At 58.4% G+C, this 23,957-nt stretch carries 19 protein-coding genes; 9 read left to right on the forward strand and 10 right to left on the reverse strand.

Annotation, left to right across the window (positions count from 1 at the left end; translation table 11 throughout):
- The first annotated feature begins 111 nt into the window (after nucleotides 1-111).
- Complete coding sequence (gene dnaJ / locus B4U49_RS06970; protein WP_078083856.1) at nucleotides 112-1,236, forward strand: molecular chaperone DnaJ; 1,125 nt, start codon at nucleotides 112-114, stop codon at nucleotides 1,234-1,236.
- A 73-nt stretch (nucleotides 1,237-1,309) separates the two neighbouring features.
- Here dnaJ and B4U49_RS06975 read toward each other — a convergent pair whose 3' ends face one another.
- From B4U49_RS06975 to B4U49_RS06995, 5 genes are all read right to left on the reverse strand, one after another.
- The gene (locus tag B4U49_RS06975) at nucleotides 1,310-2,488 is read right to left on the reverse strand and encodes a type III PLP-dependent enzyme (protein WP_204903003.1); all 1,179 of its coding nucleotides are present in this window, start codon (nucleotides 2,486-2,488) and stop codon (nucleotides 1,310-1,312) included.
- Nucleotides 2,489-2,530: 42 nt separating this feature from the next.
- Nucleotides 2,531-4,264: an IucA/IucC family protein gene (locus B4U49_RS06980; RefSeq protein WP_158078572.1), complete on the reverse strand. Its 1,734-nt coding sequence runs from the start codon at nucleotides 4,262-4,264 to the stop codon at nucleotides 2,531-2,533.
- Nucleotides 4,265-4,349: 85 nt separating this feature from the next.
- Nucleotides 4,350-5,516, reverse strand: coding sequence for an MFS transporter (locus B4U49_RS06985; RefSeq protein WP_078083859.1), 1,167 nt, complete (start codon nucleotides 5,514-5,516; stop codon nucleotides 4,350-4,352).
- Entirely contained in the window at nucleotides 5,506-7,260 is a 1,755-nt protein-coding gene (locus B4U49_RS06990; protein WP_078083860.1) for an IucA/IucC family protein, read from the reverse strand. The genes B4U49_RS06985 and B4U49_RS06990 overlap by 11 nt, the downstream gene beginning before the upstream one ends.
- The gene (locus B4U49_RS06995) at nucleotides 7,257-8,456 is read right to left on the reverse strand and encodes an ATP-grasp domain-containing protein (protein ID WP_204903004.1); all 1,200 of its coding nucleotides are present in this window, start codon (nucleotides 8,454-8,456) and stop codon (nucleotides 7,257-7,259) included. Before B4U49_RS06995 ends, B4U49_RS06990 begins: the two co-directional genes overlap by 4 nt.
- A gap of 271 nt (nucleotides 8,457-8,727) precedes the next feature.
- On the opposite strand from B4U49_RS06995, the gene B4U49_RS07000 reads away from it, so the two are divergent.
- Both B4U49_RS07000 and B4U49_RS07005 read left to right on the forward strand, forming a co-directional pair.
- Entirely contained in the window at nucleotides 8,728-9,600 is an 873-nt protein-coding gene (locus tag B4U49_RS07000; protein ID WP_204903005.1) for an HpcH/HpaI aldolase family protein, read from the forward strand.
- A 41-nt stretch (nucleotides 9,601-9,641) separates the two neighbouring features.
- On the forward strand, nucleotides 9,642-11,765 hold the full coding sequence (locus B4U49_RS07005) for a TonB-dependent receptor family protein (protein ID WP_078083861.1): 2,124 nt from the start codon (nucleotides 9,642-9,644) through the stop codon (nucleotides 11,763-11,765).
- A gap of 69 nt (nucleotides 11,766-11,834) precedes the next feature.
- Here the strand turns inward: B4U49_RS07005 and ispB are convergent, their stop codons facing one another.
- The gene (gene ispB, locus B4U49_RS07010; protein WP_078083862.1) at nucleotides 11,835-12,797 is read right to left on the reverse strand and encodes an octaprenyl diphosphate synthase; all 963 of its coding nucleotides are present in this window, start codon (nucleotides 12,795-12,797) and stop codon (nucleotides 11,835-11,837) included.
- 319 nt (nucleotides 12,798-13,116) lie between these two features.
- On the opposite strand from ispB, the gene rplU reads away from it, so the two are divergent.
- From rplU to proB, 4 genes are all read left to right on the forward strand, one after another.
- Entirely contained in the window at nucleotides 13,117-13,428 is a 312-nt protein-coding gene (gene rplU / locus B4U49_RS07015) for a 50S ribosomal protein L21 (RefSeq protein ID WP_078083863.1), read from the forward strand.
- A gap of 31 nt (nucleotides 13,429-13,459) precedes the next feature.
- On the forward strand, nucleotides 13,460-13,717 hold the full coding sequence (gene rpmA, locus B4U49_RS07020) for a 50S ribosomal protein L27 (RefSeq protein WP_010132157.1): 258 nt from the start codon (nucleotides 13,460-13,462) through the stop codon (nucleotides 13,715-13,717).
- 118 nt (nucleotides 13,718-13,835) lie between these two features.
- The gene (cgtA, locus tag B4U49_RS07025) at nucleotides 13,836-15,050 is read left to right on the forward strand and encodes an Obg family GTPase CgtA (protein ID WP_078083864.1); all 1,215 of its coding nucleotides are present in this window, start codon (nucleotides 13,836-13,838) and stop codon (nucleotides 15,048-15,050) included.
- Between the two features lie 108 nt (nucleotides 15,051-15,158).
- Nucleotides 15,159-16,292 carry a glutamate 5-kinase gene (proB, locus tag B4U49_RS07030; RefSeq protein ID WP_078083865.1) on the forward strand — a complete coding sequence of 378 codons (1,134 nt, stop codon included), beginning with the start codon at nucleotides 15,159-15,161 and terminating at the stop codon, nucleotides 16,290-16,292.
- Between the two features lie 119 nt (nucleotides 16,293-16,411).
- Here proB and rpsT read toward each other — a convergent pair whose 3' ends face one another.
- The 4 genes from rpsT to B4U49_RS07050 all read right to left on the reverse strand — a co-directional run bounded on the left by rpsT (nucleotide 16,412) and on the right by B4U49_RS07050 (nucleotide 20,666).
- Nucleotides 16,412-16,678 (reverse strand): 30S ribosomal protein S20, encoded by a 267-nt coding sequence (rpsT, locus tag B4U49_RS07035; RefSeq protein WP_010132154.1) that lies wholly within the window; start codon nucleotides 16,676-16,678, stop codon nucleotides 16,412-16,414.
- Nucleotides 16,679-16,884: 206 nt separating this feature from the next.
- Nucleotides 16,885-18,939: an ATP-binding protein gene (locus B4U49_RS07040; RefSeq protein WP_078083866.1), complete on the reverse strand. Its 2,055-nt coding sequence runs from the start codon at nucleotides 18,937-18,939 to the stop codon at nucleotides 16,885-16,887.
- A 36-nt stretch (nucleotides 18,940-18,975) separates the two neighbouring features.
- Nucleotides 18,976-19,668: a proteobacterial dedicated sortase system response regulator gene (gene pdsR / locus B4U49_RS07045; protein WP_078083867.1), complete on the reverse strand. Its 693-nt coding sequence runs from the start codon at nucleotides 19,666-19,668 to the stop codon at nucleotides 18,976-18,978.
- A 287-nt stretch (nucleotides 19,669-19,955) separates the two neighbouring features.
- The gene (locus tag B4U49_RS07050; protein ID WP_078083868.1) at nucleotides 19,956-20,666 is read right to left on the reverse strand and encodes an OmpA family protein; all 711 of its coding nucleotides are present in this window, start codon (nucleotides 20,664-20,666) and stop codon (nucleotides 19,956-19,958) included.
- Between the two features lie 549 nt (nucleotides 20,667-21,215).
- Between B4U49_RS07050 and murJ the strand changes: the two genes are divergently transcribed.
- Nucleotides 21,216-22,844: a murein biosynthesis integral membrane protein MurJ gene (gene murJ, locus B4U49_RS07055; RefSeq protein ID WP_420811466.1), complete on the forward strand. Its 1,629-nt coding sequence runs from the start codon at nucleotides 21,216-21,218 to the stop codon at nucleotides 22,842-22,844.
- A gap of 54 nt (nucleotides 22,845-22,898) precedes the next feature.
- A complete protein-coding gene (gene ribF, locus B4U49_RS07060) occupies nucleotides 22,899-23,876 on the forward strand; it encodes a bifunctional riboflavin kinase/FAD synthetase (protein WP_078083869.1) in 978 nt (325 codons plus the stop codon).
- Nucleotides 23,877-23,957: the final 81 nt, after the last annotated feature.

Below are 23,957 nucleotides of genomic sequence, written 5' to 3' on the forward strand. Positions count from 1 at the left end.
CGTAGGAGCCTGCCTTGCAGGCGAATGGCTCCTACCGGGCAATACAAAAAGGCGCGGGCGCTCAAACTGGGTTCTCGCGCCTTCTGCAGTTTAAAAAGAACACACAGAGCTATGTCCAAACGCGATTACTACGAAGTCCTCGGTGTCAGTAAAGGGGCGGATGAAAAAGAGCTGAAGAAGGCTTACCGCCGGGTGGCGATGAAATTTCACCCGGACCGCAACCCCGACGACAAAGAGGCGGAGAATAAATTCAAAGAGGCCAATGAGGCCTACGAAGTCCTGTCCGACCCGCAGAAAAAAGCGGCCTACGACCAGTTCGGCCACGCCGGTGTGGACGGTCAGGCTGGCGGCGCGGGTGCCGGTGGCTTCGGTGGATTCTCCGATATTTTCGGCGACGTGTTCGGCGATATCTTTGGCGGCGGCGCCGGTGGCGGACGTCGCGGCCCCCAGCGCGGTTCCGACCTGCGCTATGACCTCGATCTCGATCTGGAAGACGCCGTGCGCGGCACCACGGTCAAAATCAAGGTGCCGACCCTGGCCAACTGCGGTACCTGTCATGGCTCCGGAGCCAAGGCTGGGTCCCAGCCCCAGACCTGTGGCACCTGTGGTGGTGCCGGCCAGGTGCGCATGCAGCAGGGCTTTTTCTCCGTACAGCAGACCTGTCCTAACTGTCGCGGCCGTGGAACCGTCATCACCGATCCCTGTGGCAGCTGTCACGGTCGCGGTCGTGTGGAAGAGACCAAAACCCTGTCCGTCAAGGTGCCGCCGGGTGTGGATACCGGTGATCGAATCCGCCTTGCCGGTGAAGGTGAAGCCGGACCGGACGGCGGTCCTGCCGGTGACCTCTACGTACAGGTGATGGTACGCGAGCACGAGCTGTTCCAGCGCGATGGCAAAAACCTCTACTGCGAGGTGCCGATCAGCTTCGCGACTGCAGCCCTGGGCGGCGAAATGGAAGTGCCGACACTGGACGGCAAGGTTAAACTGAAGATCCCGGCCGAGAGCCAGACCGGCAAACTATTCCGTCTGCGCGGCAAAGGTGTGACGCCGGTCCGTGGCGGATCACCGGGCGATTTGCTGTGTCGGGTGGTGGTGGAAACTCCGGTAAACCTCACCGCCAAGCAGAAAGAACTGCTGGAAGAGTTTGCCGGCACGCTCAGTGAAAAGAAGAACTCCCCGCGTCAGACCGGTTGGTTTGAAGGGGTGAAAAACTTCTTTGGTGACATGAAGCTGTAAAGCGCATCGAAAAAACCCGGCAACACTGCCGGGTTTTTTTATGGGATGGCGGTTGGCTGTAACGCGTATTCCCCTAATTCAGATAGCAAACCTTTGGCGGTGCGTGCATCAGGAAATTCTGATGCGAAATATTCCACGCGTAAGCGCCAGCCAGAGGGAATACCAGGTAGTCTCCTATAGCCAGGTCGTTGACTGGTTGCCGTGCAGCCAGGACGTCTTTAGGCGTGCAAAGCTGTCCGACGAGGGTAACGGGTTCCTGGCTAATTGCCTTACCCCGTTTGCGGCCTTCCAGCACAAAAAACGGATGATCATGGGATTGCGCCGCGGGTGTACGAAAATGGTGGGTGCCGCCGTGCCCGATTGCGAAGCACTCACCGTGATTGTGCTTGATATCTAATACTTCCATCACGTAGTAACCACAGGCCGCGGTAATGAAACGGCCGCACTCAAAGCGTACCCTGGTATCTCCGAGGTTTACCTGCGCCATCAATACTGCGAGTCCCCGGCAGAATTTCTCCCACTCGAAATGATTTCCCTGTTCGCTGTAATCTATTCCCATGCCGCCGCCAACGTTCAGTATTGGCAGGTTCAGCCCATATTCCTCGCACCAACCTTGGACTGTGGCGAAGTAGAGTTGGATTAATTCCAGATGGGTGTCTGCACACAGTTGGTGGGACATCATATGGAAGTGAAACCCCTGGAATAAAAGCCCGGGATTGCGCCGGATCAGGGCGAGTGCGCTGTCCAGATCTTGCGGGTCGAGCCCGAAAGGGCTGGGCTTGCCGCCCATGGCCAGCTTGGTCAGGGTGATACCTTCCAGTGGAATATTCATTCGCAACAGAATGGGGACTTGTTGGTCCCTTTCCGCACTGAGCTGCGCAAGCCTGTGTAGTTCGGTAAGGCTTTCAACGTGAAAATATTCGACGTTCTTGTCCAGAGCGCTGGCAAGTTCACTTTCCAGTTTACCCGGACCCCCGAAGATCAGTGACATTTCAGGATGGGTTTCGTGTAGCCAGTCGAGTTCGCCTCCGGAGGCAGCTTCAAAACCCTCTACCCAGGGGGCAAGCGTGGCAAGGATTTTCCGGTCCGGGTTCGCTTTTGCCGCATAGTACAGCTGCGTGTTTTCCGGCATTACCGAACGCATGGCTGCGACGTGCCGCTGAAGGCTCGCCAGGTCGTAAATGTACGCACAGACCGGCTGCGATGCAGGTGAGGCCATGGATTCGATCGCCTGTTTTAGTCGGTGTTTCACGTTGATTACCTGTGTCTATCTGGTGCGGGGTGAGTGTTCTGGTCAGTGAAATGCTTGGCCTGTGGACGAAAGCACCAGGGGGTTTTTCACGTTGGTGTAGCCCGCCTGGAAATCTGCCTGTTTTAACAGCCGTGTCGTGAAGTTATTCTTGGATGGCATCTTCTCGCCGAGCAGGAGTTTCTCAAGCTCAGGCTGAGAACCGTGTTCAGCTTGCCATCGCTCAACGGCAGTCCTCAGAATTAGCCAAAGTTCGCTCTCCAGCCGCATGTTCTCCTGGTTGCCATCTTCGTGATGCCCCGCCGCAAGGTGGAAAATGGCCTCGCTGAAATTATTCACCAGCAGGCAATAAGCGATACGCTTCCACCCCTTTTCCCGCTCGTAATAGACCGACTGCCGCGCCCGCGGCTGTAATTCGGAGAGGCGCGCGGTAGGCCAGAACTCGGGTAACAACTTGGTGCCCTCAAGATCGCGAATCCAGATCCTGTGGGGAAGACCATTGTGAAAGCCCACTACCGTGTTCTGCAGGTGAGGTTCGAATACAACGCCCTGCTTGAAGAAGTAATAAAAAATGCCGCGCAGACTGATGTCTACATAGCGTTGAAACCAGTTCAGCGCCATTTCAGGGTAACTAATGGAAAGTCGGCGGCAGTGATCTGCTACCTGCGTGGCGATGATACTCCGTCCGCGTGCGTCACAGGCGAATAGGCCGGCGGCCAGCTGCGGACGCAGGGTCTCATTGGTATGCGCACTCAGGTTTTCCCGGAATAGAATTCCGAATGATTCCGTACAGGTTTGTGCAGTGGATGCATTCATGCCGAGTTTCCCGGCTAGCGCGCCCAGGTCTAGCGTGCTGGCCAGTGGTTCGTACATCACCTGGAAGTCTGGGCAGTGTTCGCGGGCTTCACTGGCCAGCGGTCGTAACAGGCCTGTCAGGCACACTGCACTCTGCAGCTCATACCAGGCATTTTTCCGAATGCAGTTGGTCAACCTGACATGGATGGAAAACTTCATCTGTAAATCAAGATCTTCACGGTAGACAGTTCGCACCGATGACGTTGGTTGTACGGGTTTTCCCAGCGTGCCTCGAGGCTTGAGCAATCCCTGCTCGATTGCCGCCAGTATCAACGGCTGTTTCAACAGGTAGTCTGCTTCCCAGGGGTGGCAGGGATAGAGATGGCTGCTGTCGCCGTGAAGATGGCCAAATAGTTTTTCGACCTTCTCCGCCTGTTCCCCCAGCAGTCGAATTAACCCCGGTGAGATTTCAAACCAGAAAAGCGGAAAGCTTGCAGAAATTTCGGGCGAACACTGCAAGAGTGCCTTGAGAGGAACGCCGTGTCGGCTTTTGGGACTGGGGTGCAGCGCATGTCCCCAAAGCAGGCTCTGCTCGGCACGGATAAAACTGTTGTTCGTTGTATCTCGATTAGCCTCGTTACAACCGAGAAATGCCCGGGTGATATCTCGGCTGTTTTGCACCTGCTCGAGCAGTTCCTCGTTGAATTCTCCGGCCAATGTCAGTGAAAGGTGATTCAGCAGGAAACTGCATAGCGCCAATGCCTCCATTGCTAGCCAGGGAGAACCCTCCTTTTTTAAGAATGGTTTTCCCAGAAAGCGACAGCGGCCAATGTTACTGACCTGTTCGGCAACTGCGAGTAGACGTGCGCCGGATTGGGGGAATTCCAGTAGAACCCATTGCCCGTTGTGTTTTGCTTTGAGCGATCGCAGTGAAAGTGGGCAATCTGAAAGTTCGTGATGAAACGACACTTCGTTGGCGTTCATTGCGCACTCGCGGATATAGCAATTCAGCAGGCAGGTAGTGGCATTGTGGTCAGATAGCTCCGCGTTGATCTGCATCTGAATAGACTCAATAAACTTCCGTATTTCCATGGATCTTCACACTCCCGGTTTTGGATGCGAGCAGGGTAATGGCTAAGCCGCAACTTACTGCGGATAGGAGGAAAGGGGTGGCGCTGTGCTGGATTGAGATCGCGGTGGCGGCACCCAGTCCGGCCAAGACGCCGCCCCATTTCCCGGCAGAATCGATAAAGCCGAAGGTGCGCCCAGCCCGTGCCTTATCGATCTGAGCACTCAGAAGGCGATTGAGTCCTGTATAGCAAAACACGACTCCGATACCGAACAAGAGCCTCAAGGGCCACAATTGCTCGAGTGATACCAGAAGATATTGCCCCGCACAGGACAATCCCAGACAAAAAAAGCCAAGCAACGCCAGCCCCTGTGGGGGTATCTTTATTTTTCCGGCGGGAACAATCAGCAGGATATACACCAGGTGGGGCAGGCTGTAGAGGACGCCTACAATGCCTTCTTCTACCGCACCCAAGGTTGCCGTATATGGCAGAAAATAGGGGTAGGTGACGACCATCGCAAAACAGAACAGAAACTGGAGAATGAAAAGCAGGTTTAGTGCCCGGGTGTGTGAAACTTCTCCGGTTTTCTTTTGCGGTTCTGTGGACGGTGTATCCGCCGGTAACCGCAATGTAATGAGTACGGCGATAAATGGCAGCAGTGCGAGATAGCGGTAGACCTGTAACGGCGCCATCCATTGCAGCGTGACTCCGAGCAGAATCGGCGCCGTTATAAGGGCCAGCCTTGCGGAAACCTGCGTGAGATTCAGGCTTTTTGCGAGAGTCTCGCCTTTTTGTTGTGTGGATAAAAATGCATTGGATGCGGCAATCGTTCCTCCGCACATACCTTGTACAAAAAGTCCCATACCGAATGCGGGGACGGATTCCGCAAAGCCGCACAATAAAAAGCCAACTATCAACCCAAGCTGCGCACGGAGTAGCGACGTTCGCTTGCCAAAGCGATCCGCAAAACGCCCCCAGAGTGGCGCGCTCAATGCGGTACACACGCTTGGCAGGGTGAACAGCAGGCCCACCCAGTAGCCCGGTAGATTGGCATCGAGGTTTTGTAGTATCTGCGGAATAAACAGTGTCATGCCCAGGACACTGAAAGCCGAGAGGAAGTGGCACAACAGGACACTGCCCACGAAGGGGTTCAGGTTAGTGCGCATTGGTGTACCTCAAAAAATTAGGTGCAGACAGACCGTAATGCTTGTTGATGTCAGCGGCACCAGAACGGCTCTTGCTGAGAAGGCTCCCGGCGCTGAGGAGATACTTTATGGGCAGGTTCTCCTGTTCCAGCAAGAACTGGATCGCGAAATCTGTATCCACTCCGTTACACTGCAAGGTATCAAGTTCGGCCCGCAAACGTTTCTGCAGTTTTTTATACAGCGCTTGCCGTGGGGCCAGTTCGCGCTCCGAAATAGCCTCGATGATCGCGGCAATATTCAACTGCAAGGTGATGGTGCAGAACATTTGTGCCAGTGGCAGTTCTTCGTCAACCCGGATGCGTGCATCGCGTAGGTTTTCAATGTCTGACCGCAACTCGGGTATCGCAGAAATGCAACGGGAGGGCAGTATCCGCGCTGAGTCATTGTCTTTCATTACCAGACGCAGAGGTTTGTTCTGGCAAAAGTTCAGTACCGCGTTTTGTTGATTGGCCTCCAGCGCAATGCCGTAAACAAGCCACAGGCGCAGGTGCACCTTCAACATCAGGGATATGTAAGCGTCTAGCCAGGCGTACAGGTCTCCCTCGTAAAACTGATCGACCAAGTGCTCGAGATATAATCTGCCATCGGGCAAGGGACTTGCGAGTGCTGCTACCGGCACCAGCGTTGAATCCTGCAGTTGCTCTGCGGGATAACGACGCAGGATGAAACCAAGCTCGCGAGATTCTCCATAATGCCCTCCGGACTTTTCATCGCAGTGCAGGTAGTCGCCGCGCAGTGCCTGGTCGCGCCTTTCAATCTCCGTCAGCAGGTGGGAGAAAATATGGCCGTCATAGAGGGTCGAGGGTTTGATCGAGCGGATATTTTTTGCCCCCAGGGTGCTCATGCTGAGGGGCAGTTTGATATGCAGTTCCGGCTGGTCCACAAACAGGACCGTCCGAACCGAGAGAGTCGGCAAGACTTCGCGGGCCGCCTTGGGAGCCCGGATTACTCCGTCCGCAGGAAGCTCGAGGTGTACCCAAGTCAGTGGGTGAACCGGCATCAGGTAGTGACTATGAGAAAAATCTTCCGGTAATCCGACCTCGCTAAACGATGGCCAAACCTCGGGTAATGGGGCCGTCAGTGTGAGTCGGGATTTTTCGACGGCGAGCCAGTGCAGTGAGAATTTTCTCATAAATTCCGGGGCGTAGCGGCGCAGGTCCTCGTCGTCTAGCCCGTGCTTCGCCCTGGCAGTGGGGTAATAGGGGTGGTCGAGGTACGAGGCCATCTGCTCGCTGCACAACAATCGCTGCCACCAGTGCGGTCGAGCGAACAGGGGCAGGCTCAACGCCGCGCGTTGATCCTGGTACGCCTCGAGACACAAATCCCGATGGCGAACCGCGGTATCCGATTCTTTGCAATATGCGGAAAACAGTGCCCGGCTTTCCTCGTCCTGAGCACTTGCCAGTAGGGATAACCACTGACGATAGCCTCGCTGCTGTAACCAGTCTCCCTTGCTGTGCAGTAGCCACTGATCTCCGTTAGTGCGCCAGCTTTGCATGAAATCGCATTGTTGAACTGGCAGATAAACCGTAGCCTTGCCGGTGGAAAAGGTAAGCCAGTATTCACTGTGTAAAACATATTTAGCCCGGACTGCTGCTGGCGGACAACCACGGGTTACCGTCGCTTGTGCAATCTCACCGACTTTTTCACGAATACAGGCATTGATGATTCGGTGCGTAATGTAGCCCTCTGACGCTTCGCTCATGCCTGGATTCTCCACTCGAGTGTACTGCAGAATTCCTCGACGGTGCGGTGGAGGTCGGAAGAGGTGTTGGCGATTGCCGTTACCATGCCAATGTAGTCTTTGTTTGAGTGCGACAGGCGGATGCTTTCCCCTAGTTTTTTGAGCGGGCGATAGCTAATTATCGCCCCATTCGCTTGCCGTTGAATTTCTTTGGTCTGCTCGACCACCTCACCTTCCTGTTCGGCAATCAGATAGCGAATGATTGCCTGATCTTTTGGCTCGAGAAACGGTGGCAGTGGTTCGCCCTGGTGGAGTTGCAAGATAGGCTTGAACCATCCTCCCGGCAGCAGTTCATCGAGTAGGAACTCTCGGCCATCACCAATACTCCGGTAATTGATTTCTACCAGTTTCGGTCCGGATTCGGTGGCGATAAATTCGCTGTGGCAGCCCCCGAAGTGCACACCGAAGTCCCGCAGTTGCGCCAGTGCCTGCTCGCGGTACTGGATACTGTTTTTCCCGTTCCACACTGCACTTCGCTCAATGAAGTCGGGCGGCTCGGAAAGCGCCACATCAAAACCTCCAATCGCAATCATGTCATGTCCGTCACCCAGGGTTTCCAGGGTAAACAGTTCACCCTGCATATATTCCTCCAGCAGGACGGGAGTGACCGGATTGGCGCGACGGAATACTTTCAGGTAATCGGTGAGTTCTTCGGCATGCTGACACATACGCACGTTCATACTTGCGACGCCCTCGCGGGGCTTGGCGACGACCGGGTAGCTGAGTTGCGTAGGCAGATTTTGGCCTGGCAACAACAGTTCAGCGCGGGGTGTCGGCAGTCCGAGCGTTGCCAGGCGGTTGCGCATAGAAGCCTTGTTTTTGGTGGCGTAGCAGCGGCGCCAGTTTTTTCCTGGGAGGGAAAAGTAGTCGGCTACCAGGGCTGTGACCGTCTGCAAGTGGTCACTATTGCTGAACACCATATCGGGCGAGAGATTGTGGCTGCTCAGAAGGTCGATCACCGCAAGGGGGTTGAATACATCACACTCGAGAATGGTGATGGGCAGCTCTTGTGACTGTTCGACAAAGTATTGTTTGTGCGCAAGACCACAATCGGTCACGAGGGTCACCTCGTAACCCAGTTCCAGGCCCGCGGGGAGGAAGCCGCGCACAATGGCGGGATGGAGGATGTGCGTAATCAATACCATTTGACGGGACATTGCGATCTCCTTTGCAGATTGTGGAATTCGGGAAGCAATTGCTCCCCAAAAAACTCAGCTGCCTTACCGTCGGATTACGCCGTTGTCAGAAGAATTTAATTCCCCACTTTTTCAGGGGTTTTCAAACTGATGACAAATTTATTTTCTCTGTGCCAATCCGTCGGAACAGGTAACGGTGACGGAGCATACATAGGGAGCTCTCTCTTGTATATCTAAATGAAAATGTTTATCATTTATTTTAACTGTTTCGGGACGGACGTCCCAACTGTGGTTGTCGGGCGCGGTTTACTGGATCGAGTCGAAGGCAGGTAACGGTAAGTTATTTGCAAAATTAATACAGGAAAAGGAAGTCGAAGCCGTGCTGCAAAAAAATTCGGCCAAAGAAAAAATACTTCGCCAGCAAGAAGTATTCGGCATCCTTAATTCTGTGCCCTCGCCGTTGGTTTGCGAAATGATCGGCGCTGCAGGCTACGACTTTATTGTTCTCGATACCGAGCATCTGTTAGTGAATCCCGCGGAGCTGCAACACAGTATTCGTGCGGCCGAGTCCTTCAATATAACGCCCCTGGTGCGTGTCCCGAGTAGCGATCACGCGCTGATTGCTCGTGCATTGGATACCGGTGCCCAGGGTATTGTGATTCCTCGTGTCAGTAGTGTGCTCCAGGCACGTGCAGCAATTGATGCGGTGCGCTTTCCTCCCCATGGGCGACGTGGAATCACCGGAGGGCGTAATACGGGCTTTGGCGCGCTGAATCTCGATGATTATATGGCGCGCTCAAATCGCGAAATTTTGCTGGTGTTGATGATTGAAGATATTGAAGGTGTGAACGCGCTGCCGGAGATTCTTGCGCTCGACGGCGTCGACATGATTCTCGAAGGCGCGTTGGATCTGAGTATTTCAATGGGGTATGGAAGCCAGGTTCAGCATGCATCGGTACAAGCTGCGCTCAAGTCGATGGCGGGATCTTGCTTTGAAGCCGGTATTCCATTTTGTGCCATTCCCCGGCAGCCAGCCCAGCTCGATACGTGGCGGGAGATGGGTGTGCATACATTCGTTACCGGAGAGGATCGTGGAATTTTATTTCGCCAGTTGAAGTCGCATCTCGATTGTTTCAAGTCTCCGGGCTCCGTACTACTTCCTTAATTCCAATGTTTGATTTCCTGATATAGGCCAAGGACATTCCTATGCAAACCACATCGAAACTCTTTCCGCGCTCACTGCTGAGTTGCGCCATCTTCGCTTCCGCCGTCGGCGCCGTGGGAGTGCAAGCCGCCGACCGCGAGGACGAGCCCGCAAAAGCCGAGCTGGAAGAAGTCCAGGTTACCGGCAATGTACTGGGCAATTCTCTACCGGAAGAAGTGCTTACTTATCCCGGTAATCGCAGCCTGTTGACGGCCGAGCAATTACAGAAAATGGCTACCCTTTCCATTGATGATGGTCTGCAGCGCGTGCCGGGCGTCAAGATTCAGGATGAAAGTGGCACCGGTGTTTTGCCCAACGTGGCCGTGCGCGGTCTCAATGCCAGTCGCTCCGGTTACACCCAGTTTCTGGTGGATGGCATCCCGCTGACTCTCGCCCCTTACGGCCACACCGGTCAGTCACTGTTCCCCGCTGCCCTGAAAAGCCTCGACCGTATTGATATCGTGCGCGGTGGTGCGGCGGTGCAATACGGCCCGAACAACGTCGGTGGTGTCATCAACCTGGTTACCAAGCCGATTCCGCAGCAGTGGGAAACCAGTCTGCAGGAGAAGCTCACCAGTTTCTCCGGTGGCAATATGCTTACCGATACCTATGCCCGTACCGGTGGTGCATTGAATGACCAGTTTGCAGTTCAGCTCGAGGGTAACCTGATCGCTGGTGATTCCTTTCGCGATCATTCGGATACCAGTGTCAAGAACTGGTTGGTTAAAAGTCGCTGGAATATCGACGCGGCCAAGCAGTTGGATCTGACCCTGCAGCGCTACGACGCCGATACTGAAATGCCCGGTGCGTTGACGCCGGACGCTTATGTGGAAAATCGGGAGCAGTCCCTGCGGCCCAGCGACGAATTTCAGGGTGATACCACCCGCTTCAGTGCGCACTACAAGCAGCAGCTGGGTGAGCTGGGCTTCGCCGATGCGGGCACTCTGGAGTGGATGACGTTTGCGCACAACTCCACACGTAATTTTCAGTGGGACTTCAGTACTGATCCTAGCGCCAATCACTGGGCGGATCCGGCTGCGCCGGCCACTCTGCTGCGCAGTTCACCGCGAGAGTTTGATGTGTGGGGCACCGAGCCGCGGGTGAGCTTCCAGTTCGCTGGCGATGTTTCGCATACGCTGACGTTAGGTTCGCGTCTGGTAAAAGAAGAAGTGGATTACAAACTGGTGCAGACGGTTATTGAAACCGGAGTTACCGCCACTCCGCGCGACTGGCTGTTGGAAACCAGTGCGGTAGCTGCTTTTGTCAGCGATGAGATTCGCCTCATGGATCAGCGCTTGAGTGTTACACCCGGTCTGCGTTACGAAAGTGTGGATATGGACTTCACCGATGTGGGTAATGGTACCGCCACCGATAACCGTATTACCGAGGTGCTGCCGGGTATCAGTGTCGGTTTTGAGGCCAGTGATCGGCTGTTCCTCTACGCCAATAGCCAGCGCTCTTTGCGCGCCCCACAAATTGCCGTCATCCGCGGCACTGGCGACGAAGGCGCAGAGCTGGCGTGGAATTACGAGGCTGGTGTGCGATTTGAGCCGGCGGAAAGCGCGAGTGTGAGTGCCTCTCTCTACCGCATCGATTTTACCGATCAGCTGCTCTATAACAGCAGCGAGCAAAGCTTCGACAATGTGGGCGAGACTCGTCACCAGGGCTTTGAACTCGAAGGTGCGGTTATTCCGAGTAGCCTGCCGGCACTGCAGCTGCACATGGCTTACAACTACCTCGACAGTGAGCAGCGTGAGGGGGCCAATATCGGCAAGGAGTTACCCTATGCTTCCGAGCACCAGCTGAGCTGGGATGCGAGCTACACCGTGGCAGATGTCGACTTCACCCTGTCAGGTTTCTATTTCAGCAGTGCATACAGTGATCAGGCCAACACAAAAGAGGAGCTGGCTTCCGGCACTACCGGTAAGCTGCCTGCCTACACCGTGTGGAATTTACAGGTGAGCAAGGTGTTTACCCAGGCCAATGGCTCGGAGTTGTATACCGGTCTCTCGGCGAACAACCTGTTGAACGATGAGTACTATTTCCGCGGTATCGATGTCAGTCCTTCCGGTCGCTATCCGGCACCGCCGCGTTCCATCAGCGCAGAACTGAAGTACACCTTTTAAGTAAGGGAATTTGAGGGGTTGTAATCAGTAAGGAGAGATGAGCCGGGCGGGTGCCCGGCTCGTTTCAGGTCAGACCGTTCTTTCGATCGCAAAACTCGCCAACTGCTTGAGCGCGGTTTTGTGTTCACCTTCCGGCAGAAACTCTAGCTTTTCCATGGCCAGATCCACTTCGGCGCGGGCGCGCTCGAGGGTGTAATCCAGGGCGCCGCAGGCATCGATCGCGGCGACGATTGGTTCGAGCTGATCGGCACTCTTCTGTTCTATCGCCTGCTTCACCAGGGCTGCCTGCTCGGGTGTCCCGTTCGCCATGGCGTAGATCAGCGGCAGGGTGGGTTTGCCCTCGGCGAGGTCATCGCCCACATTCTTGCCCAGCTCTTCCGAGTTGCCCCGGTAGTCAAGCGCGTCGTCTACCAGTTGGAACGCTGAGCCCAGGTGGCGGCCGTATAGCTTGAGGGATTCGCGTTCTTCCGCGCTGCAACCGGCGAGGACCGCAGCGGTCTCGCAGGCGGCTTCAAACAGCGCGCCCGTCTTCTTGTGGATAACATTGAGGTAGTTGGCTTCAGTGACCGCGGGGTCTCCAGCGTTCACCAGCTGTTGTACCTCGCCCTCGGCGATGGTGTTGGTGGTGTCGGACAGGATGGACATGATGTCCATATCCTTCAGGGCCACCATCATCTGGAAAGCTCGGGAGTACAGGAAATCGCCCACCAGCACCGCCGGCGCATTGCCCCACTGGGCGTTGGCGGTAAGCCGGCCACGGCGCATGTCGGATGTATCCACCACGTCGTCGTGCAGCAGGGTGGCGGTGTGAATGAATTCGATAATGGTGGCGAGGCCGATATGGGCGTTGCCCTTGTAGCCCGCAGCGCGGCTGCACAGCAGCACCAGAAGAGGGCGCAGGCGCTTGCCGCCGGCTTCCACCAGATAGTGGCCGATGTTTTCCACAAGGGGAACGTCTGAGTGCAGCTGGTCGAGAATATGCTGGTTGACGGCGGCAAAGTCGTCCGCGGCTACCTGATGAAAGGGCAACATGCAGGGTTCCTTAATACTTCTGTTATATCTGGCTTCGGGATTCTGGTGTGCGGTCTGCTCACGGCGGCACAAGCCTAGCGGTTTTGGCCCCGGGCGGAAAGCCGGCCTGATGGAAAAGTGCGCTATTGTATCAATCGGGCGAATTGATTAGAATCTGCGCCCCGCTTGAACTGGGTCTGTCCTCTGTGGATAGCCGGTAGGCGGAAAATGTAGTTTTAAACATCAACGGCGCAAGCTCCAAAAATGCTGGCTGGTTGGTCACCTTTATACTTTGTGACCCCGTCGCTGCTTCGTGTCGTCCATTTTGGAGCATAGAAATATGTACGCTGTTATCGAAAGCGGTGGCAAACAACACCGTGTTGAAGAAGGCGAAGTTCTGCGCCTGGAAAAAATTGAAGTGGCTACCGGTGAATCTGTCGATTTCGACAAGGTTCTGATGGTAGTTGACGGCGACGCCATCAACATTGGTGCGCCGGTAGTGGAAGGTGCCAAGGTGACTGCAGAAGTGCTGAGCCACGGCCGCGGCGAGAAAGTGAAAATCATCAAGTTCCGTCGTCGTAAGCACTCCATGAAGCGTCAGGGCCACCGTCAGTGGTACACCGAAGTTAAAATCACTGGCATCAAAGGCTAATCACCGGGTAATAGAAGAGGAGTAACTACTCATGGCACATAAGAAAGCTGGCGGTAGTACGCGCAATGGTCGCGATTCCGAAAGTAAACGCCTGGGCGTAAAGCGCTTTGGCGGTCAAGCTGTCTCTGCAGGCAGCATCATCGTTCGTCAGCGCGGCACCAAGTTCCACGCTGGTGTTAACGTTGGTATGGGCAAAGACCACACTCTGTTCGCTACCGCCGACGGCGTAGTGAAGTTTGAGGTCAAAGGCGCCAACAACCGCAAGTTTGTTTCTATCGAAACAGCCTAAGCGGTCGTAACGCCCGATAAAAAGCCCCGCAATCGCGGGGCTTTTTTGTATCTAGCCCGTTTTTGTTATTTCTGTGGGCAAATTACACTGAAGACCGGGTAATCCGGTAAGTAGAGTCATGAAATTTGTAGATGAGGCGCCGATTTCGGTGCAGGCCGGCAACGGCGGTAAAGGGTGTTTGAGCTTTCGGCGCGAGAAATTCGTCGCCAAGGGTGGTCCCGACGGCGGTGACGGCGGCGACGGCGGCTCGGTGTATTTGTTGGCTGATGAGTCACTGAACACCCTGGTGGACTACCGCTACCAGCCCAACTATCAGGCCCAGAACGGCGAGGCGGGGCGCGGTCGCAATTGTACCGGCGCCAAAGGCGAAGACCTGGTGCTCAAGGTGCCGGTGGGCACTACCGCCATCGATGTGGACACCGGGGAAACCCTGGGAGATCTGCTCGAGCCCGGCGAGAAGCTGATGGTGGCGCAGGGTGGCTGGCACGGTCTGGGTAATACCCGGTTCAAGTCCAGTACCAACCGCGCGCCGCGCCAGACCACTCCCGGCAGTGAGGGCGAGCGTCGCAGCCTCAAGCTGGAGCTGAAGGTGCTGGCGGATGTGGGCATGCTGGGGTTGCCGAATGCGGGCAAGTCGACCTTTATCCGCGCGGTGTCTGCGGCCAAGCCGAAGGTGGCGAATTACCCGTTTACCACACTGGTGCCCAATCTCGGCGTGGTGAAGGTGCAGAAGTATCGCAGTTTTGTGATCGCGGATATTCCCGGCCTGATTGAGGGCGCCGCGGAGGGAGCTGGCCTTGGTGTGCGCTTCCTGAAGCACCTGACCCGCTGTCGCGTACTGCTGCATCTGGTGGACTTGGCGCCGTTCGACGGTTCCGATCCGGCACAGAATGCACTGGCCATCGAGCACGAGCTGGAAAGCTTCAGTCCCACCCTGGCCGGCCGCGAGCGATGGCTGGTGCTGAACAAGACCGACCTGGTGCCGGCGGACGAGCTGGAAGAGCGCTGTCAGTCGGTGGTTAATGCCCTGGGTTGGCAGGGGCCGGTATTCCGTGTGGCGGCCATCCGCGGCGAGGGCACCGATGTGCTGAGCGGCCAGCTGATGGATTACCTGGAAGAGCGCAAGGAAATGGAAGAGCTGGATGGCAACCTGTTCGAGGCTGAGCAGGAAGCGCAGCGCCAGATGCAGCGCGAGGCGCGCGAGCGCATCGAAGAGCTGCGTGATGCCCAGCGCGCCAAGCGCAAGGCGGCAAAAGAATCCGGTGAAGTTGACGAAGATGATGAAGATTGGGACGACGATGACTACGACGTCGATGTAGAATATCGTCCCTGAGAAAATCGCCCCTTCAGAGCTTTATCCTGATCCCGGTCAGTGCTGGCTGAGGTTCCTCTGAAGTTCGTCTGAGTGACCTGGAGGGGCGCGTCCTGATATGAGGAAGAAATGGACTCCATCTCGTCGCGCCAACAGCTTTCCGCCAGCAAGCGCTGGGTGATCAAAATAGGCAGTGCGCTGCTGACCGACAATGGTCGCGGTGTGAATCGTGCGGCCATCCATAACTGGGCGGGCCAGATCAGCGCGCTGCGCCGACAGGGAATTGAGGTGCTGCTGGTCTCTTCCGGCGCGGTAGCCGCGGGTATGGATCGCCTGGGCTGGCGCAAGCGCCCGGAGTCCATCCACCAGTTGCAGGCCGCCGCCGCGGTCGGCCAGAGTCACCTGGTGCAGGTGTACGAGCACGCATTCGGGCAGTACGACTGTCGCACCGCGCAGATCCTGCTGGACCACGACGACCTTTCCAATCGCACCCGCTATCTCAATGCGCGCAGTACCCTGAAGACCCTGCTGTCTCTCGGTGCGGTGCCGATTATCAACGAAAACGACACCGTCGTTACCGACGAAATCCGCTTTGGCGACAACGATACCCTGGGGGCGCTGGTGGCGAACCTGGTGGAGGCGGATGTGCTGCTGATTCTCACCGATGCCGAGGGGCTCTTTACCGAGGATCCCCGGGATAACCCGGATGCTGAACTGGTACGCGAGGCTACGGCATCGGATCCCCGTCTGGAGGCAATGGCGGGAGACTCACGCAGTGGGCTCGGGCGCGGCGGTATGGCGACCAAGGTGCGCGCGGCACAGCTGGCGGCGCGCTCCGGTGCGCGCACGGTGATTGTCGGCGGTGCCAAAGAGTCCGTGATCGAGCGAGTGGTGGCGGGAGATGACCTGGGAACCCTGCTGTTGCCTGAAGCGGATCCGTTGACCGCGCGCAAGCGCTGGCTGGCGGGTCAATTACAGGTGCGCGGTCGTCTGTTGCTGGATGGTGGTGCCGGGCGCGCGCTGCGCAGCCAGGGGAAAAGCCTGTTGCCAGTGGGAGTGACCGGTATCGAGGGGCGTTTTCACCGCGGTGACCTGGTCAGCTGTATCAGTGAGGCGGGGGAGGAGATTGCCCGCGGGCTGGTGAATTACGATAGTGCCGAGGCCCAGAAGATCTGCGGCCAGCCCTCGGACCGGATCGTCGATCTGCTCGGATACCGCGACGATGACGAGTTGATTCACCGGGATAATCTGATTCTGCTGTAAATTGCTCCCGCCGGACATTGGACTGTAGGCGTTTCAGTCGGGGCCGCTACTTTTTCCAGGCAATAAAAAACCCCGCATTAGCGGGGTTTTTTGTGCTCAGAGAGCGGGCTTCTGATAGATCAGGCAGCCAGCTTTTTGATCTGGGCATTCAGGCGGCTCTTATGGCGAGCAGCCTTGTTCTTGTGGATGATGCCCTTGTCGGCCATGCGGTCGATAACCGGCACGGCTTCCGCGTACGCGGTCTTGGCTTTTTCCGCATCACCTGCATCGATGGCTGCAACTACCTTTTTGATGTAGGTGCGCACCATGGAGCGCAGGCTGGCGTTGTGATTGCGGCGCTTTTCGTTTTGGCGCGCGCGTTTCTTCGCTTGAGGTGAGTTGGCCACCGGTTGCTCCTGTCTGGAATCTGTAAAACTCGAACTTCGGGCCGGGGGCCCGTTTGGGACGCGACATTATCCCCAGCATCGGTCGTTTGTCAACCACTGCCAGCGGCTGTTTGTGACCGGCCGTGCTGCTCCAGGATTGGTACCGGACTCAGATAGTGGAGGATGGCGTGCAGGGCCCCATCTGCCGTCGCTCCCGCCGGGAAAATTTACTGGCGCGGCAGGCTCAGGGTGAAGGTCACCCCGCTGCCGTCGTCGCGGTTGGCGGCACTCAGGTCTCCCTGGTGGAAATCGGCAATCAGCCGCGCAATATGCAATCCCAGCCCCAGATGTCCGGCCTTGCCGCCGTCGTCCCGTACTGAAACCAGTGAGTCGAACAATTTCTGGCCGAAACCCTCCGGCAGCAATGGACCGTCGTTACTGACGCTCAAGCGGTACTGCAGGCGCTCCACTTCCAGGGCCAGCTCGATTTGACTGCCCTCGGGAGCAAAGCTCACCGCGTTATCCACCAGTTTGTCGAGCAGTTGTGCCAGTAGCTCCGGCGCGCCGCAGTACTGCAGGGGGCCATCCGGGCATTGCAGGTCAAAGTGGTGTTCCGGGCGTGCGTCTGCATAGCTTTGGGTCAGGAGCTGCAGCAGGTCTGCGAGGTCGAAGGTTTCCTTGTCCGCCTGGCTGATACTGGCCTCCAGGTGGTTGGCGGCGGAGAGCGCGTTGAGGATTGACGACAGGCGCGCACCGCCGTCGGCGGCGCGCTCGGCGTAACGACGGCTGTCGGCGTCCAGCTCGCCCGCAGCGAGGTTGTCCAGCGAGGAGCGGACTACCGCCAGCGGGGTGCGCAGTTCATGGGAGAGTTTGCTTGCGAGGCTGCGCAGGTACTGGTGGTAGTGATCCAGCTCTGCGAGCAGGCTGGCAAAGGCGCGATTGAGGGCGCCGAGCTCGTCATTGAGATAGGGGCGTGGAAAGTCGCCGCGCAGGCGGCCGCTGGCATCCACGGCATTGCGTGCCGCGCGGTGCAGGCGGCGAATACGCCAGGAGAGCCAGCTCGCGTAGCCCAGCAGCAACAGCAGAACCAGGCCGGCAGCGGCGGCGGTGGTCAGCCACAGTCGGCGCGCAGCGGATTCGGTCAGGGATTGCAGGGCGTCGGCAGACTGGGCGGCGATCACTCGCCCCAGCAGCGGGCGTTCAATAATGTCGTCGGCACGGGTGACCACGGGCACACTGACCGCGCCGATACGTTCGTCCCCTGGTGCGCTAAGGGCGTCCTCGGGGGCGCCGAACCACTGCGATGCGGTCTCGCGGTTTTCGGTCAGGGTCGCCGGGTATTCCCCCTGGGGCAGAGGCGGTAGCTGGTCTGTCTCCAGCAGCTGGCGGTAAAACCAGTCGCGCAGCCAGCGGCGCTCGTGGGATGCGCGATCCCCATTGGTCGGAGTGCCCCCAGATTTCGCCAGTACAAACCCCTCCTGGTCTACCACGGTCAACTGCAGTTCCGGCCGTGCAAAGTGCTCCAATTCCTGCTGCAGTGCGGGCAGGGGTTCTATCAGGGAGCCCGGGCGCCCGTCGGCGGGCAGTGTGCTGGCGAGTCTTGCGGGATCTTTACCGTCGCTCTGGGTGCGATCAAGCACGCGGATGGCCAGTTCGCCGTCGGTGAGCGCGAGCGGCAGTGCCATCTCCAGCTGGTAGCCCTGGGGTGAGGCGGTCCAGCGACCGCGCAAACGCAGTTCGCGCTCGTAGTTGCCGCGCCGGGGGTTGTAGTGCAGGGCGCGCACTGGCCCCTGGCTCGCTACCGGCAGGATGTACTGTTGTCGCGCGGTGTAAACCTCCACTGTGTCGCCACTGGAGATGTCGGCGCTGCGCGGGTCGTGGTAGTTGGGAGTGCGATCTTTTACGGTCAGTAGCAGGTATACCTGGCTGCCGTACTTGCCCAGGGTGACCCGGGCGAACGGCTTGCCGGCCTGGTCGTGCATTTTGCGCGGGCGCAATTTGAGGGTGCGCCATTCTTCACCGTAGCCGTCGAGTGCGGGTGGCTGTGACAGCGGGTTGAGGTACAGCTGGGCACCGGGGGGGCGACCGGTACGCTTGGGGTCGGGGGCGATCAGCTCCGGGGCGCTGGCGAGGCGCGCGGCGATGGCATTGCCGGTGGCTTCAAGGGTCTGGATCTGACCCTGGCCCAGGGCCTTGTCCACCTGGCGCAGGTACTGGCAGCCGGCCCAGGGCAGTGCCAGGGTGCAGAGGCTGAGCAGGACCAGTTGGCGGCGCAGGTTCATGGCTAAATTCGCTGTGGTTTATGGTATTGCGCTGCTTCAGACCTGCCAGCGGTAACCCATACCGTAGGCGGTGGTGATGGCGTCGAAGCTGCTGTCGATGGCCTGGAACTTGCGCCGGATGCGCTTCACGTGGGAGGTGATGGTGTTGTCGTCCAGCACTACCCTGGCCGCTTCCATAAGCTGGCTGCGGGATTTCACGTGTCCGGGGCGCTTGGCCAGGGCGTGCACGATCCAGAATTCGGTGACGGTGAGGTCGACCGGCTCCCCTTTCCAGTGACAGTGCAGGCGGGAGACGTCCAGGGAGAGGTCCCCCTGGGTGACGATTTCGCTATCGTCGCTCTGGGACTGCATCACACTCACCCGGCGCAACAGGGCGCTGATACGCGCCTGCATATGGGGGAGGGAGATATCCTTGGTGAGGTAGTCATCGGCACCGAGTCGCAACCCGGAGATGATGTCGAGCTCGGAGTCCCGTGCGGTAAGAAACAGGATTGGCAGGGTGGGGGCCATGGCGCGCAGCTCCCGGCACAGGTCAAAGCCGCCTTCAATTTCCGCGCCCAGGCCCACGTCGATCACCGCCAGATCTGGCAGCCGCTGCTGAAACGCGGCCAGTGCCTCTGGGCGTGTGTGGTACAGGTTCACCTGGTAACCGGTGCGACGCAGGGCATCACGGTAGTTCTCGGCAATGGCAATTTCGTCTTCGACGATGGCAATGGTTGGGCTGGTCATGATGGATTCCGGCACCGGCTCACTTATTTTTGGTCGGGTATTGTGTGGTTGTCAGTGTCGCTATTGGTATCGCAGCACTGAGTCAGGCGGAAAATCATGCCCGAACAGGGGGGCTGGTGGCAAAACTTACCGGATTTGTGTGCGACACACGCAAAAAAAGCGCGCAGCATTGCCGGCGGCGCGCAAGGTTACGGCTTACAGGGTTGAGGAGAGCGACATATCTGTCAGATTGGCAGTCTGCCAGCGGCCGCTTTTGTAGAGCGGCACCGGCAGACCGGGTATGGCGATCAGAAGGTGCCAGCCATGGACTCCGGCATGCCGAAGTGGATGTCCACGCGGCGCTCCAGGGCATAGGCGTCTACATCGCCCTTGCTGGCTTTGGATTGGCTGGCGCCCAGTGCGCGGCGTTCGATGCGCTCCGGTGCCACACCGTAGGCTTCGAGGGCGCGCTGTACGCTGAGCGCGCGCTGGTCGGACAGGACGTTGTTGTAACCGTCGCTGCCGCGGGGGTCGGAGTGCCCCTCAAGGTAAACCTGTAGCTGCGGGTGGCGGTTGAGGAAGTCTGCCATGGCAGCGACCTGACGTTCCTGCGCATCCTGCAGCTGGTCGTCACCGGTGGTGAACAGCATCTGGAACTCCAGGCTGTCCATCGCCAGCTCGCGGGCGTCGTTGGCGGACAGTCGCGCCGCATCCAGTTGTTGTGCGAGGTTGCCCAGTTCGGAGCGGCTTTCGGTCAGTTGAGTTGCGAGCATGTCGGCCTCTTCTGCTTGCTTGATCTGTTCGCCCAGCCAGGCTCCACCGAGGGCGCCTGCGATAAAGCCGACTGGGCCACCTACGGCGGCGCCCGCAACTGCGGCGCCGGTGAATACTGTGGCCTGCTTGGCCGGCGTCAGGGTGTTGCCCTGCACTGCGTTCTCGGTGTCAGTGGCGGCCTCAGCGATTGCAATATTGTTCAGGGCCAGGGTGCTCAGGGTTACTGCCATCAACATCTTTTTCATGATCGTGTTCCTTGCGATTTAGGATTGAAATGACTGCTCTTGGTTCCGACCGGGTTACTGTTCCCGCTTCGGTTGAGTGTCATTTAACCCTCGCAAGGAGGCGCTGGCGTGGCGCCAGCGGGGCAAATTCCGCAGCAATTATGGCGAAATGTGGCAGCCCAGCCTGTGACTCAGTTCAGCCTCCAGCAAAGCTGTAGCAGAAGTCAGCTCTTGTGGCGCCGGTAGCGCCGGTCCCGGGGCTGGTCAATCCGCACTCGAACCCGCTGGGGGCGGGGCCCTAGAGCGACTGCGGCATACAGCAGAACCGCCAGGATCAGGGCAATAATCAGCGCATTGATGGTCATTCCGTCTCTCCTCTGTTGCCGCCACTCCCTGCGGCTCGCCAACTGCTTAAACTGAGTATAGTTCCCCCTCGCGCCAACCGTAGGGTGTCGTGGGGGGTAAAGGTGTCGAGCGAGCAGAAAGCGACCGCCGGCGGGTGGCCGCGCAACTGGATTGCGGTAGACTTGCCGGCCATCACCCAGGCATCGCTAACCAGGAATCAGGGACGTGGCAGTATCTCCGCCCGAACAGGAACCAACCGAACCCCCCCCGCAGGTAACCAAAGATAGTCCGCAAAAAGGGCTGTTGCGCGGAACCTCCGTGGTAGGTGGTGCCACTTTATTGTCGCGGATCATGGGGCTGGCGCGCGACGTGGTATTTGCCCGACTCACCGGTGCCAGCGATGCCGCTGACGCCTTCTTCGTCGCCTTCAAGATTCCCAATTTTTTCCGGCGCTTATTTGCCGAGGGTGCATTTTCCCAGGCCTTTGTGCCGGTACTGGCCGAATACCGCCAGAACGGTGGCCTGGCGGCGGTCCGGGAGCTGAATGACCGGGTGGCCGGAGCACTCGGTGGGACCCTGTTACTGGTTTCCCTGTTTGGTGTGCTGTGCGCGCCGCTGGTGACTGGACTTTTTGCCTTTGGCTGGTGGTGGGGCGGCAACGAGCCGCAAAAATTCGCCATGGCGACGGAGATGCTGCGCATCACCTTCCCGTACCTGGCGTTGATCTCGCTCACCGGATTTGCCGGCGCGATACTCAATAGCTTTGACCGGTTCGCCATTCCCGCGCTGACCCCGGTTTTGCTCAATCTTGTGCTGATCGCTGCAGCGACCGTTGCCGCTGGCTGGTTCGAACCCCAGGTGATGGCGCTCGCCTGGGGTGTACTGGCCGCCGGGGTGGTGCAGCTGCTGTTCCAGCTGCCTTTCCTGGTGCGGGAGGGGTTGTTGCCGCGACCGAAATGGGACTGGCAGTACCCCGGGGTGCGCAAGATCCTGCGCCTGATGGCGCCCGCCATCTTCGGCGTATCCGTCACCCAGATCAGCCTGGTGCTGGATACGGTACTGGCCTCCTTCCTGCCCACCGGGTCTGTGACCTGGCTGTATTTCTCCGACCGTCTCACCGAACTGCCCCTGGGGGTGTTTGGCATCGCCGTGGCCACGGTGATTTTGCCGAACCTGTCCCGTCAGCACGCCGGCGGTGACCCCCGGCGCTTCCGTCACACCATCGACTGGGCCCTGCGCTGCGTCACGCTCATCGCGTTGCCCGCGGCAGTGGCGCTGTTTGTGCTGGCCGAGCCGTTGCTCACGGTACTCTTCCAGTACGGCAATATGACTCCCCGGGATATGAATATGGCCGCCTGGTCGCTGCGCGCCTATACCTTCGGACTGTTGTCGTTCATGCTGATCAAAGTGCTGGCGCCGGGATATTTCGCTCGCCAGGACACCGCGACACCGGTGAAATTCGGGCTGATCGCCATTGCCTCGAAAATGGTCCTGAGCCTATTGTTTGTGGTCCCCCTGCACCTTTATTTCCAGCTCGGGCATATGGGCCTGGCCATGGCCACCGCGGGCCAGGCGGCGATCAACGCATGGCTGCTGTACCGCGGGTTGCGCCAGGGCGGCGTCTACGCCCCCGAAGCGGGTTGGAAGGCCTTCCTGTTGCGCTTGTTAATGGCCAATCTGGCGATGGCTGCGGTACTGCTAGCGATTCTCCATTACTGGTCCGGCTGGCACGACTGGGCCTGGTGGCAGCGCGCCTGGCGCATGGGCGCCCTGGTGGCGGCCGGCGGCGGCACCTACGGTGGGGTTCTCCTGGCCAGCGGGCTGCGCCCGCGACATTTCCGGGCCACATCGTGAGGTCAAAATCCGTTATACTGCGCCGCTTGATTTTGCAAGGGTGAGTGAAGCACTGTGACCGAGCAACGGGAGCTGATTCGCGGGTTGCACAACCTGCGGCCGCGCCACCGGGAATGTGTGGCGACCATCGGTTCATTCGATGGCGTACATCTGGGGCACCAGGCCATTATCACCCAGCTGCGGGCGCGCGCGGCGGAGCGACAGCTGCCGTCGGTAGCGATCATTTTCGAGCCCCAGCCCCACGAGTACTTCTCTGGCGAAAAAGCGCCGGCGCGACTGATGCGCTTCAAGGAGAAGGTGCTGGCCCTGTTCGCTGCGGGGGTAGATCGGGTGTTGTGCCTGCAGTTTAACGAGCGCCTGCGCAACCTGAGTGCGCAGGCATTTATCCAGCAGGTGCTGGTGGACGGGCTCGGCGTGCGCCACCTGGTGGTGGGCGACGATTTTCGTTTCGGTTGCGATCGCAGCGGTGACTACGCTCTGTTACAGGAGGCGGGCGAGCGGGCAGGGTTTACGGTCGAAGATACCGCTACCCTGGAGATTGCGGGTGAGCGCGTGAGCAGTACCCGCATCCGCGAGGCTCTGCAGAATGCTGACTTTGCCCTGGCGGAACAGCTGCTGGGCAAGCCGTACCGCATCACCGGCCTTGTGGCCCGCGGCCGAGCTCTGGGGCGCCAGCTGGGTGCACCCACGGCGAATGTGCGCTTGCACCGTTACCGCTCGCCGCTGGTGGGGGTGTACACGGTCTCCGCGAAACGCACCGATGGCAGCCCGATGGCGGGCAGCTGTATGGAAGTGGCTGGCGTGGCCAATGTGGGTTTCCGCCCGACGGTGGAAGGTGAAGGTGCAAAGCCGTTGCTGGAAGTGCACCTGTTTGATTTCAGCGGCGATCTGTACGGCCGTGAAATTGCGGTGACCTTCTGCCACAAGCTGCGCGATGAAGAAAAGTTTGAGTCGCTGGAAATTCTCAAACAGAAAATCGCCGAAGACATACAAAATGCAAAAGCGTGGTTTGCCGATTGCAAAACACACTGAATACCCCTTCGCGTTATACGTAGTATTGACGTGTGATGCGAAGGCAAGGTGCCGGGGACGAGTTTTCAGGAGCGTCGCAAA

It is taken from the genome of Microbulbifer mangrovi (genome assembly GCF_002009015.1).
Taxonomy (GTDB): domain Bacteria; phylum Pseudomonadota; class Gammaproteobacteria; order Pseudomonadales; family Cellvibrionaceae; genus Microbulbifer; species Microbulbifer mangrovi.